General features: G+C 54.9%; 11 protein-coding genes and 4 tRNA genes. All 15 read left to right on the top strand.

Annotated elements, in window-relative coordinates:
• The first annotated feature begins 150 nt into the window (after positions 1-150).
• The 15 genes from birA (at position 151) to rpoB (ending at position 11,745) form a co-directional block, all read left to right on the top strand.
• The gene (birA, locus tag AC1RME_RS24700) at positions 151-1,104 is read left to right on the top strand and encodes a bifunctional biotin--[acetyl-CoA-carboxylase] ligase/biotin operon repressor BirA (RefSeq protein ID WP_096823092.1); all 954 of its coding nucleotides are present in this window, start codon (positions 151-153) and stop codon (positions 1,102-1,104) included.
• Positions 1,094-1,843 (top strand): pantothenate kinase, encoded by a 750-nt coding sequence (locus AC1RME_RS24695; RefSeq protein WP_096823091.1) that lies wholly within the window; start codon positions 1,094-1,096, stop codon positions 1,841-1,843. The genes birA and AC1RME_RS24695 overlap by 11 nt, the downstream gene beginning before the upstream one ends.
• A gap of 7 nt (positions 1,844-1,850) precedes the next feature.
• Positions 1,851-2,276 (top strand): hypothetical protein, encoded by a 426-nt coding sequence (locus AC1RME_RS24690; protein ID WP_096823090.1) that lies wholly within the window; start codon positions 1,851-1,853, stop codon positions 2,274-2,276.
• A gap of 143 nt (positions 2,277-2,419) precedes the next feature.
• Positions 2,420-2,504 (top strand) — tRNA-Tyr (locus AC1RME_RS24685).
• Between the two features lie 25 nt (positions 2,505-2,529).
• Positions 2,530-2,603: transfer RNA gene (locus AC1RME_RS24680), tRNA-Gly, on the top strand.
• A 26-nt stretch (positions 2,604-2,629) separates the two neighbouring features.
• Positions 2,630-2,705 (top strand) — tRNA-Thr (locus AC1RME_RS24675).
• Positions 2,706-2,789: 84 nt separating this feature from the next.
• Complete coding sequence (gene tuf, locus AC1RME_RS24670; RefSeq protein ID WP_024014521.1) at positions 2,790-3,983, top strand: elongation factor Tu; 1,194 nt, start codon at positions 2,790-2,792, stop codon at positions 3,981-3,983.
• 53 nt (positions 3,984-4,036) lie between these two features.
• Positions 4,037-4,112, top strand: a tRNA-Trp gene (locus tag AC1RME_RS24665).
• A gap of 45 nt (positions 4,113-4,157) precedes the next feature.
• Positions 4,158-4,526: a preprotein translocase subunit SecE gene (secE, locus tag AC1RME_RS24660; protein WP_011063783.1), complete on the top strand. Its 369-nt coding sequence runs from the start codon at positions 4,158-4,160 to the stop codon at positions 4,524-4,526.
• A gap of 9 nt (positions 4,527-4,535) precedes the next feature.
• Positions 4,536-5,069 carry a transcription termination/antitermination protein NusG gene (gene nusG / locus AC1RME_RS24655; protein WP_007957598.1) on the top strand — a complete coding sequence of 178 codons (534 nt, stop codon included), beginning with the start codon at positions 4,536-4,538 and terminating at the stop codon, positions 5,067-5,069.
• Positions 5,070-5,186: 117 nt separating this feature from the next.
• Positions 5,187-5,618, top strand: a complete 432-nt coding sequence (gene rplK, locus AC1RME_RS24650) for a 50S ribosomal protein L11 (RefSeq protein WP_003228756.1) — start codon at positions 5,187-5,189, stop codon at positions 5,616-5,618.
• Positions 5,618-6,313, top strand: a complete 696-nt coding sequence (rplA, locus tag AC1RME_RS24645; RefSeq protein ID WP_003186095.1) for a 50S ribosomal protein L1 — start codon at positions 5,618-5,620, stop codon at positions 6,311-6,313. The genes rplK and rplA overlap by 1 nt, the downstream gene beginning before the upstream one ends.
• 197 nt (positions 6,314-6,510) lie before the next feature.
• Complete coding sequence (rplJ, locus tag AC1RME_RS24640; RefSeq protein ID WP_085613345.1) at positions 6,511-7,011, top strand: 50S ribosomal protein L10; 501 nt, start codon at positions 6,511-6,513, stop codon at positions 7,009-7,011.
• Positions 7,012-7,085: 74 nt separating this feature from the next.
• On the top strand, positions 7,086-7,451 hold the full coding sequence (gene rplL, locus AC1RME_RS24635) for a 50S ribosomal protein L7/L12 (protein ID WP_007962228.1): 366 nt from the start codon (positions 7,086-7,088) through the stop codon (positions 7,449-7,451).
• Between the two features lie 220 nt (positions 7,452-7,671).
• Positions 7,672-11,745 (top strand): DNA-directed RNA polymerase subunit beta, encoded by a 4,074-nt coding sequence (gene rpoB / locus AC1RME_RS24630; protein ID WP_096823077.1) that lies wholly within the window; start codon positions 7,672-7,674, stop codon positions 11,743-11,745.
• Positions 11,746-11,782: the final 37 nt, after the last annotated feature.

The raw sequence follows: 11,782 nt of genomic DNA, 5'->3' as shown, positions 1-11,782 counted from the left end.
AGTAGGTCATCGTCAAGATTAAATTCCGAAACCCCAATTGCGAAAGCAGTTGGGGTTTTGTTTTGCCCGCAGGAAAGCGGGTTGTTTGAATTCTATGCAACAGCTCGGTGCATGGCTATTATTCGGGCCTCATTCCGAGGCGAGACCTGCATGCTGACGTTGTTGAACCTTCTGAAGGATGGACGATTCCATTCCGGTCAGGCTCTGGGAGTTGCCCTGGGAATTAGTCGAAGTGCAGTGTGGAAGCAGCTTCAACACCTGGAGGCTGAGCTTGGGCTATCCATACATAAAGTCCGGGGGCGAGGCTACCAGTTGGCCTCACCACTGGAGTTGCTTGACTCGCTCAAGATAGAGGAAAGTCTTGCCGGCTGGCCTGTGAGTGTCTTCGACTCCATCGACTCTACTAACGCAGAGTCGCTGCGTGCCGTTGATCGGGGTCAAATGGCGCCCTTTATGGTACTGGCTGAACGGCAAATCTCCGGACGTGGTCGTAGAGGTCGCAAATGGGTAAGTCCGTTTGCCGAGAACCTCTATTACAGTCTCGTATTGCGTATTGATGGTGGGATGCGTCAACTTGAAGGGCTAAGTCTTGTTGTCGGTCTCGCGGTCATGCAAACCCTCCGTGCGCTTGGGGTGCCGGGTGCGGGGCTGAAGTGGCCCAATGACGTTTTGGCTGGGCGCAAAAAAATCGCCGGGATCTTGCTGGAACTGGTCGGAGATCCGGCAGACGTGTGTCATGTAGTGCTGGGTGTTGGCATTAACGTGAACATGCAAGCCACTGACGAGGTTGATCAGCAATGGACCTCGATACGGCTCGAGTCGGGAAAAACTTGTGATCGCAATGTTCTGGTGGTTGAGCTGAGCAAGCAGTTGCAGCTTTATCTGCAGCGTCATCAATCAGGAGGTTTCTCTGCGCTTCAGGCGGAGTGGGAAGCGAATCACTTATGGCAGGGACTGCCGGTTTCTCTCACTGCGGGTGTCAACCAGATAGATGGCGTGGTGCTGGGGATCGATAATCAAGGTGCGCTACGGCTGAAGGTGGATGGTGTGGAGAAAGTCTTTAGTGGTGGTGAGCTCAGCTTGAGGTTGCGTGATGATTCTTGAGCTTGATTGCGGAAACAGCTTTATCAAGTGGCGGGTGCTGGATGCCGAGGCAGGTGCCCTGGTCGCGGAAGGGGTGGTCGACTCCGATGAGGCATTGGTCAGCGGCCTTCGTTCGATCGATAAATTGTCTCTCGGCAAATGCCGCCTTGTCAGTGTGAGAACTGAAGATGAGACCAATTTGCTGATTGGTTTTCTCAAGCGTGAGTTCGATATTTCCGTTGTCTGTGCGACGCCTGCTCGCGAAATGTCCGGCGTCAAAAATGGTTACGAAGACTACGAACGTCTTGGCCTTGATCGTTGGTTGGCGATGCTCGGTGGTTTTCATCTGGCTGGTGGCGCTTGCCTGGTTCTCGATTTCGGGACAGCGGTGACTGCTGATTTCATCTCGTCGGATGGTGAGCACCTGGGAGGCTTCATTGGTCCTGGTATGCCGCTAATGCGCAATCAATTGCGTACGCATACTCGAAAGATTCGCTATGGCGATCTGGCGGCGGAACGGGCATTGACGAGTCACGCTCCTGGGCGCAATACGGTCGAGGCAGTGGAGCGTGGCTGTTCGTTGATGCTCAGAGGATTCGTATTGACGCAGTTGGAGATGGCGCGCTCCTACTGGGGTGAAAGCTTCAGTGTCTTCATCACAGGTGGTGATGCCGAGTTGGTGTCGGATGTCGCGCCTGAGGCTCGGGTCGTTTCCGATTTGGTGTTCGTAGGTTTGGCTATGGCATGTCCTTTGTCCTGAGGTTTGTATGCGTTGGTTGTTTCTCCTGCTTCTGGTACTCAATGTGTTTTATTACGTCTGGCATCAGCAGGAGGCTCCATTGCGTGCAAAGGACGTCACGCCTCTCAGTCTTTATCGTGGTTCGCAGCAGGATATCCGTTTGCTGAGTGAGGCTGGTGATGCCTCGCGAGGTGCGAAGGCTGATGGGCAGTGTCTATATATAGGTGGTTCGGGTCGTCCTGAAACTGCGCAGGCACTGGAACAGCGCCTGAGTGAGCTTGGTGCGAAAGCTCAGCCTTTGCCGAAAGACCTTTCCAGCAATGCATATTGGTTCCGAATCACGCCTGAAACCCAGCGTTTCCTGGGCGATACTCAGTTGCAAAACCTTTCCAAGGAATTCAATGAGTTAAAACACAAAATAATGCTGTGCGAGGGGGTTGCACCTGCGGAATAGTTTGCATAGAATGGCGCCCGCTCCACAGCGAAGACCTGAAAAGGTTGAAGCGGTAGGGCGATGTCAAAGCAGCTAACCTCAGGTTTTTAAATGAGAAAATGCTTGACAAGGGTTTGGCATGGTATAGAATGCCGGCCTGATTAGGAGGGGTTCCCGAGCGGCCAAAGGGATCAGACTGTAAATCTGACGTCTACGACTTCGAAGGTTCGAATCCTTCTCCCTCCACCAGATTTTAGCGTGAGCTGCAGGCTCCGCGGGTATAGTTTAGTGGTAGAACCTCAGCCTTCCAAGCTGATGATGCGGGTTCGATTCCCGCTACCCGCTCCAAGTTTGCAGATTGTGCAAAGTGTTACGCTCTTGTAGCTCAGTTGGTAGAGCACACCCTTGGTAAGGGTGAGGTCAGCGGTTCAAATCCGCTCAAGAGCTCCATATAACAAGGCAGATATGAAAATATCTGCCTTTGTTTTAATGGCTAGGGTTGTTTGCTTATTTCTTCTGTGAGGGGTGATATCGATGGCTAAGGAAAAATTTGATCGTTCCCTACCGCACGTCAACGTCGGAACTATCGGTCACGTTGACCACGGTAAAACCACTCTGACCGCTGCTCTGACTCGCGTCTGCTCCGAAGTTTTCGGTTCGGCCGTAGTTGAATTCGACAAGATCGACAGCGCTCCAGAAGAAAAAGCTCGTGGTATCACCATCAACACCGCGCACGTTGAGTACAACTCGACTATTCGTCACTATGCTCACGTTGACTGCCCAGGTCACGCTGACTACGTGAAGAACATGATCACTGGTGCTGCCCAGATGGACGGCGCGATCCTGGTTTGCTCGGCCGCTGATGGTCCGATGCCACAAACCCGTGAGCACATCCTGCTGTCCCGTCAGGTAGGCGTTCCGTACATCGTGGTTTTCCTGAACAAGGCTGACCTGGTAGACGACGCTGAGCTGCTGGAACTGGTTGAGATGGAAGTTCGTGACCTGCTGTCGACCTACGACTTCCCAGGCGACGACACTCCGATCATCATCGGTTCGGCTCGTATGGCGCTGGAAGGCAAAGACGACAACGAAATGGGCACCACTGCCGTTCGTAAACTGGTTGAAACTCTGGATACCTACATCCCTGAGCCAGTTCGTATGATCGACAAGCCATTCCTGATGCCAATCGAAGACGTATTCTCGATCTCGGGTCGCGGTACTGTTGTGACTGGTCGTATCGAGCGCGGTATCGTTCGCGTTCAAGACGCTCTGGAAATCGTTGGTCTGCGTGACACCACCACCACCACCTGCACCGGTGTTGAGATGTTCCGCAAGCTGCTGGACGAAGGTCGTGCTGGCGAGAACTGCGGCGTTCTGCTGCGTGGCACCAAGCGTGACGACGTTGAGCGTGGTCAGGTTCTGGTTAAGCCGGGTTCGGTTAAGCCGCACACCAAGTTCACCGCAGAAGTTTACGTTCTGAGCAAGGAAGAAGGCGGTCGTCACACTCCGTTCTTCAAAGGCTACCGTCCACAGTTCTACTTCCGTACTACTGACGTGACTGGTAACTGCGAGCTGCCAGAAGGCGTTGAAATGGTAATGCCAGGTGACAACATTCAGATGACTGTTACCCTGATCAAAACCATCGCGATGGAAGACGGTCTGCGTTTCGCTATCCGTGAAGGCGGTCGTACCGTCGGCGCTGGCGTCGTAGCCAAAATCATCGAGTAAGTAGTTGTAATGTATTTTTCAGGCCGGCATAATGGTCGGCCTGATTTTGTTTTAGGTCAGTAGCTCAATTGGCAGAGCGACGGTCTCCAAAACCGTAGGTTGGGGGTTCGATTCCCTCCTGACCTGCCAGATTCACTCGGTGTGTCTGGCTTTCTTTTCACAGGATCTTCATAGATGACTCCTAAGGCTGAAGCTCAAGGCTCTCGCTTCGATCTGCTTAAGTGGCTTGTAGTGGTCGCTTTGGTGATTGTTGGCGTTGTAGGCAATCAGTATTACTCTGCTTCGCCGATCCTGTACCGTGTACTCGCATTGCTTGTCATTGCTGCTGTAGCTGCCTTTGTAGGCCTGCAGACTGCCAAGGGCAAGTCTTTCTTTGTACTGGTTAAGGAAGCTCGCACCGAGATTCGTAAAGTCGTATGGCCAACTCGCCAAGAAACCACGCAGACCACGTTGATTGTTGTGGCTGTTGTTCTGGTTATGGCGTTGCTGTTGTGGGGGCTTGATTCCCTGCTCGGTTGGCTTGTTTCCTTGATTGTCGGCTAAGGGTGTCCCGTGGCTAAGCGTTGGTACGTTGTGCATGCTTACTCGGGTTACGAGAAGCATGTAATGCGCTCGCTGATCGAGCGTGTAAAGCTGGCTGGCATGGAAGATGGCTTCGGCGAAATTCTGGTTCCCACTGAAGAAGTGGTTGAAATGCGTAATGGCCAGAAACGCAAAAGCGAACGTAAGTTCTTCCCTGGCTATGTGCTGGTCCAGATGGATATGAATGAGGGTACTTGGCACTTGGTCAAGGATACTCCTCGGGTGATGGGTTTTATCGGCGGTACTGCTGATAAGCCTGCACCGATCACTGATAAAGAAGCAGAGGCGATTCTGCGTCGCGTTGCTGACGGTAGCGACAAGCCGAAGCCGAAAACGTTGTTCGAGCCAGGCGAAACCGTTCGTGTCAATGACGGTCCTTTTGCTGACTTTAACGGTGTTGTTGAAGAAGTTAACTACGAAAAGAGCCGGATCCAAGTGGCAGTGCTCATTTTCGGTCGCTCTACTCCGGTGGAGCTGGAGTTCAGTCAGGTCGAAAAGGTCTAACTGGACAAGCATCCCAACCCCGCAGCCCTAGGCTGTGGGGTTTTGTCGTCACTGGGATAAACGCGCAAGTAACCGGGGAGCCTTTCGAGGCGATCGAACCCGTAATTGGAGTGCCTCATGGCCAAGAAGATTACCGCTTACATCAAGCTGCAAGTGAAGGCCGCTCAGGCTAACCCAAGTCCACCTGTTGGTCCTGCTCTGGGTCAGCACGGCGTGAACATCATGGAATTCTGCAAAGCTTTCAACGCCCGTACCCAGGGCCTGGAAGCTGGTCTGCCGACTCCAGTGATCATCACTGTCTACAGCGACCGTAGCTTCACTTTCGAAACCAAATCCACCCCTGCTTCGGTTCTGCTGAAGAAGGCGGCCGGTCTGACCAGCGGTTCCGCTCGTCCGAACACCGTTAAGGTTGGCACTGTTACCCGTGCTCAGCTGGAAGAAATCGCGAAAACCAAAAACGCGGATCTGACTGCAGCTGATATGGATGCAGCCGTGCGTACTATCGCCGGTTCTGCTCGTAGCATGGGCCTTAACGTGGAGGGTGTGTAATGGCTAAGCTGACCAAGCGTCAAAAGGCTATCGCCGGCAAAATCGAAGCAGGCAAGGCCTACAACTTTGTAGACGCCGCTGCACTGCTGGCCGAGCTGTCGACTGTCAAGTTCAGCGAGTCGTTTGACGTTGCTGTAAACCTGGGCGTAGACCCGCGTAAATCCGACCAGGTCGTTCGTAGCGCTACTGTGCTGCCACACGGCACTGGCAAGACCGTTCGCGTTGCTGTGTTCACCCAGGGTCCAGCTGCTGAAGCCGCTCTGGCTGCCGGCGCTGACCGTGTAGGTATGGACGACCTGGCTGCCGAAATGAAAGGCGGCGACCTGAACTATGACGTAGTGATCGCATCCCCGGATGCCATGCGCGTTGTAGGTCAACTGGGTCAGATCCTCGGTCCACGTGGCCTGATGCCTAACCCGAAAGTCGGCACCGTAACTCCAGACGTAGCCACCGCGGTTAAAAACGCCAAGGCTGGTCAGGTTCGTTATCGCACCGACAAAAACGGCATCATCCACACTTCCGTTGGCAAGATCGGCTTCGATGCCGTCAAGCTGAAGGAAAACGTTGAAGCCCTGATCGCTGATCTGAAGCGTATCAAGCCAGCTTCCTCGAAAGGTATCTACGTCAAGCGCGTTACCCTGAGCACCACTATGGGCCCAGGTCTGGTTATCGACCAGAGCTCGCTGGACGCGTAAGACAAAATTGGCACGAGTTATCGTGCCAATCGAAAGATTGGGGTCCCTGCCTGGCGGGGGCTATCCAAGACCGTAGGCGGCGCAAGTCTTAAACCTCAAGCCTACGCAGATGGTGCTCCCGGTTCCTTACCGAATCAGACACCAAAACGACATTCGGTTTCGATCGAGTGAAACGGTAACAAGCAGGAGTTAAACCCGTGGCAATTAATCTCGAAGACAAGAAGGCCATCGTCGCTGAAGTCAACGAGGCTGCCAAAGTCGCTCTGTCCGCTGTCGTGGTTGATGCCCGTGGCGTAACAGTAGGCGCAATGACCGGACTCCGTAAAGAGGCTCGTGAAGCTGGCGTTTACGTACGTGTTGTACGTAACACCCTGCTCAAGCGCGCTGTTGCTGACACTCAATACAGTGTCCTCAACGACGTGTTCACCGGCCCGACCCTGATCGCATTCTCGAACGAACATCCGGGCGCTGCTGCTCGTATTTTCAAAGAGTTTTCGAAGGGTCAGGACAAGTTCGAGATCAAGGCAGCTGCGTTCGAGGGCAAGTTCCTCGCAGCTAATCAGATCGACGTTCTGGCAACTCTGCCGACCCGTGACGAAGCAATTTCCCAGCTGATGAGCGTGATTCAAGGCGCTACCAGCAAATTGGCTCGTACTCTGGCGGCAATTCGCGACCAGAAAGAAGCTGCTGCAGCCTAAGGCTCGTCAGCTTCTCGCGTTTTTTGTTTATTTCGATGGTCGCGTAGGCCGTCCCCCAATTCAGGAATTGAGTCATGTCTCTGACTAACGAACAAATCATCGAAGCAATCGGCCAGAAATCCGTAGTGGAAATCGTTGAGCTGATCAAAGCGATGGAAGAAACCTTCGGTGTTACCGCTGCTGCTGCTTCGGCTGGCCCAGCTGTAGCTGCTGCTGCTGTTGAAGAGCAAACCGAGTTCAACGTTGTTCTGCTGGAAGCTGGCGAGAAGAAGGTTAACGTGATCAAGGCAGTTCGCGAACTGACCGGTCTGGGCCTGAAAGAAGCCAAAGAGAAAGTAGACGGCGCTCCTCAGGTTGTAGCTGAAGGCGTTTCGAAAGAAGCTGCTGAAGACGCCAAGAAGAAGCTGGAAGAAGCAGGCGCTAAAGTCGAGCTGAAATAAGTATCGACTTTGCTCCTCCAGCCCGAGCGTCAAGCGACAGGCTGATGGCTGGTGGCTCTTGCCACCGGCCTTTTTCCGTTATTGGCAGCCGACTGGGTCGGTGCTGATAACGAGCTGTAACCACCCGATGCGGTGGCGCAAACCATGGGGTTTGCACGATTTTCTGGCTGCTCCCGTCGGGAGGGGCCAAACAAGCAGGTGACCAAGCTGGGGAACGCTGATGGCTTACTCATATACTGAGAAAAAACGTATCCGCAAGGACTTTAGCAAGTTGCCGGACGTCATGGATGTGCCTTACCTCCTGGCCATCCAGCTGGATTCGTATCGTGAATTCTTGCAAGCGGGAGCGACTAAAGATCAGTTCCGCGACGTGGGCCTGCATGCGGCCTTCAAATCCGTTTTCCCGATCATCAGCTACTCCGGCAATGCTGCGCTGGAGTACGTCGGTTATCGCCTGGGCGAACCGGCATTTGATGTCAAAGAATGCGTATTGCGCGGTGTAACTTTCGCCGTACCTTTGCGGGTAAAAGTGCGCCTGATCATTTTCGACAAAGAGTCGTCGAACAAAGCGATCAAGGACATCAAAGAGCAAGAAGTCTACATGGGTGAAATCCCCCTGATGACTGAGAACGGTACCTTCGTAATCAACGGTACCGAGCGTGTAATCGTTTCCCAGTTGCACCGCTCCCCGGGCGTGTTCTTCGACCACGACCGTGGCAAGACGCACAGCTCCGGCAAACTGCTGTACTCCGCGCGTATCATTCCTTACCGCGGTTCGTGGCTGGACTTCGAGTTCGACCCGAAGGACTGCGTATTCGTACGTATCGACCGTCGTCGCAAGCTGCCGGCCTCGGTTCTGCTGCGCGCGCTCGGCTATACCACCGAAGAAGTGTTGGACGCGTTCTACACCACCAACGTATTCCACGTTAAGGGCGAGACCCTGAGCCTGGAGCTGGTGCCTCAGCGCCTGCGCGGTGAAGTTGCTGTCCTCGATATCCAGGATGACAAAGGCAAGGTAATTGTCGAGCAGGGTCGTCGTATCACTGCCCGTCACATCAACCAGCTGGAAAAAGCCGGGATCAAAGAGCTGGACGTGCCTCTGGACTACGTCCTGGGTCGCACCACCGCCAAGGTCATCGTGCATCCGGCTACCGGCGAAATCCTGGCAGAGTGCAACACCGAGCTGTCGACTGAAGTCCTGGCGAAAATCGCCAAGGCCGGCGTCGTTCGCATCGAAACGCTGTACACCAACGACATCGACTGTGGTCCGTTCGTCTCCGACACTCTGAAGATCGACTCCACCAGCAACCAATTGGAAGCGCTGGTCGAAATCTATCGCATGATGCGTCCAGGCGAGCCGCCAACCAAAGACGCTGCCGAAACCCTGTTCAACAACCTGTTCTTCAGCCCTGAGCGTTATGACCTGTCTGCGGTCGGCCGGATGAAGTTCAACCGTCGTATCGGTCGTACCGAGATCGAAGGTTCGGGCGTGCTGTGCAAGGAAGACATCGTCGCGGTACTGAAGACTCTGGTCGACATCCGTAACGGTAAAGGCATCGTCGACGACATCGACCACCTGGGTAACCGTCGTGTTCGCTGCGTAGGCGAAATGGCCGAGAACCAGTTCCGCGTTGGCCTGGTGCGTGTTGAGCGTGCGGTCAAAGAGCGTCTGTCGATGGCCGAAAGCGAAGGCCTGATGCCGCAAGACCTGATCAACGCCAAGCCTGTGGCTGCGGCGGTGAAGGAGTTCTTCGGTTCCAGCCAGCTCTCGCAGTTCATGGACCAGAACAACCCGCTGTCCGAGATTACCCACAAGCGTCGTGTTTCTGCACTCGGCCCTGGCGGTCTGACTCGTGAGCGCGCGGGCTTCGAAGTTCGTGACGTACACCCGACTCACTACGGTCGTGTCTGCCCGATTGAAACGCCGGAAGGTCCGAACATCGGTCTGATCAACTCCCTGGCTGCTTACGCTCGCACCAACCAGTACGGCTTCCTCGAGAGCCCGTACCGTGTGGTGAAAGAGGGTGTGGTTACCGACGAGATCGTGTTCCTGTCCGCTATTGAAGAAGCCGATCACGTGATCGCGCAGGCTTCGGCGACCATGAACGACCAGAAAGTCCTGATCGACGAACTGGTAGCCGTACGTCACCTGAACGAATTCACCGTCAAGGCGCCTGAAGAAGTCACCTTGATGGACGTTTCGCCGAAGCAGGTAGTTTCGGTTGCAGCGTCGCTGATTCCGTTCCTCGAGCACGACGACGCCAACCGCGCGTTGATGGGTTCGAACATGCAGCGTCAAGCTGTACCAACCCTGCGCGCTGACAAGCCGCTGGTAGGTACCGGCATGGAGCGTAACGTGGCTCGCGACTCCGGCGTTTGCGTCGTGGCTCGTCGTGGCGGCGTGATCGACTCCGTTGATGCCAGCCGTATCGTGGTTCGCGTTGCCGATGACGAAGTTGAAACCGGCGAAGCTGGTGTCGACATCTACAACCTGACCAAGTACACCCGCTCGAACCAGAACACCTGCATCAACCAGCGTCCGCTGGTGAGCAAAGGTGATCGCGTTCAACGTAGCGACATCATGGCCGACGGCCCGTCCACCGATATGGGTGAACTGGCACTGGGTCAGAACATGCGCATCGCGTTCATGGCATGGAACGGCTTCAACTTCGAAGACTCCATCTGCCTGTCCGAGCGTGTGGTTCAGGAAGACCGCTTCACCACGATCCACATCCAGGAACTGACCTGCGTGGCTCGTGACACCAAGCTTGGCCCAGAGGAAATCACTGCGGACATCCCGAACGTGGGTGAAGCTGCACTGAACAAACTGGACGAAGCCGGTATCGTTTACGTAGGTGCTGAAGTTGGCGCAGGCGACATCCTGGTAGGTAAGGTCACTCCGAAAGGCGAGACCCAACTGACTCCGGAAGAAAAACTGCTGCGTGCGATCTTCGGTGAAAAAGCCAGCGACGTTAAAGACACTTCCCTGCGTGTACCTACCGGTACCAAAGGTACTGTCATCGACGTGCAGGTCTTCACTCGTGACGGCGTTGAGCGTGATGCTCGTGCCCTGTCGATCGAGAAGACCCAGCTGGACGAGATCCGCAAGGATCTGAACGAAGAGTTCCGCATCGTTGAAGGCGCGACCTTCGAACGTCTGCGTTCCGCTCTGGTAGGCCACAAGGCTGAAGGCGGCGCGGGCCTGAAGAAAGGTCAGGACATCACCGACGAAGTACTCGACGGTCTTGAGCATGGTCAGTGGTTCAAACTGCGCATGGCTGAAGATGCTCTGAACGAGCAGCTCGAGAAGGCTCAGGCCTACATCGTTGATCGTCGCCGTCTGCTGGACGACAAGTTCGAAGACAAGAAGCGCAAACTGCAGCAGGGCGATGACCTGGCTCCAGGCGTGCTGAAGATCGTCAAGGTTTACCTGGCAATCCGTCGTCGCATCCAGCCGGGCGACAAGATGGCCGGTCGTCACGGTAACAAGGGTGTGGTCTCCGTGATCATGCCGGTTGAAGACATGCCGCACGATGCCAATGGCACCCCGGTCGACGTGGTCCTCAACCCGCTGGGCGTACCTTCGCGTATGAACGTTGGTCAGATCCTTGAAACCCACCTGGGCCTCGCGGCCAAAGGTCTGGGCGAGAAGATCAACCGGATGGTCGAAGAGCAGCGTAAAGTCGCTGAACTGCGTACCTTCCTGGACGAGATCTACAACCAGATCGGCGGTCGTAACGAAGATCTGGACAGCTTCTCCGATCAGGAAATCCTGGATCTGGCGAAGAACCTGCGTGGCGGTGTTCCAATGGCCACTCCAGTGTTCGACGGTGCCAAGGAAAGCGAAATCAAGGCCATGCTGAAACTGGCGGACCTGCCAGAAAGCGGCCAGATGCAGCTGACCGACGGCCGTACCGGCAACAAGTTCGAGCGTCCAGTTACCGTTGGCTACATGTACATGCTGAAGCTGAACCACTTGGTAGACGACAAGATGCACGCGCGTTCTACCGGTTCGTACAGCCTGGTTACCCAGCAGCCGCTGGGTGGTAAGGCTCAGTTCGGTGGTCAGCGTTTCGGGGAGATGGAGGTCTGGGCACTGGAAGCATACGGTGCTGCTTACACTCTGCAAGAAATGCTCACAGTGAAGTCGGACGATGTGAACGGCCGGACCAAGATGTACAAAAACATCGTGGACGGCGATCACCGTATGGAGCCGGGCATGCCCGAGTCCTTCAACGTGTTGATCAAGGAAATTCGTTCCCTCGGCATCGATATCGATCTGGAAACCGAATAACACGTGACGCGATCGAGAGCGGGGCAGGATTGCCCGC

Source organism: Pseudomonas sp. GW822-FHT03F08, assembly GCF_058801265.1.
The sequence above is the reverse complement of the archived record's forward strand: the minus strand, read 5'-3'. Positions and strand labels throughout refer to the sequence as shown.

Excerpts from the sequence above, each read along its gene's own strand:
- AC1RME_RS24695 (WP_096823091.1), top strand. The coding sequence starts at position 1,094 with ATGATTCTTGAGCTTGATTGCGGAAACAGCTTTATCAAGTGGCGGGTG.
- tuf (WP_024014521.1), top strand. The coding sequence starts at position 2,790 with ATGGCTAAGGAAAAATTTGATCGTTCCCTACCGCACGTCAACGTCGGA.
- rplL (WP_007962228.1), top strand. The coding sequence starts at position 7,086 with ATGTCTCTGACTAACGAACAAATCATCGAAGCAATCGGCCAGAAATCC.
- AC1RME_RS24690 (WP_096823090.1), top strand. The coding sequence starts at position 1,851 with ATGCGTTGGTTGTTTCTCCTGCTTCTGGTACTCAATGTGTTTTATTAC.
- rplA (WP_003186095.1), top strand. The coding sequence starts at position 5,618 with ATGGCTAAGCTGACCAAGCGTCAAAAGGCTATCGCCGGCAAAATCGAA.
- secE (WP_011063783.1), top strand. The coding sequence starts at position 4,158 with ATGACTCCTAAGGCTGAAGCTCAAGGCTCTCGCTTCGATCTGCTTAAG.
- rpoB (WP_096823077.1), top strand. The coding sequence starts at position 7,672 with ATGGCTTACTCATATACTGAGAAAAAACGTATCCGCAAGGACTTTAGC.
- rplK (WP_003228756.1), top strand. The coding sequence starts at position 5,187 with ATGGCCAAGAAGATTACCGCTTACATCAAGCTGCAAGTGAAGGCCGCT.
- birA (WP_096823092.1), top strand. The coding sequence starts at position 151 with ATGCTGACGTTGTTGAACCTTCTGAAGGATGGACGATTCCATTCCGGT.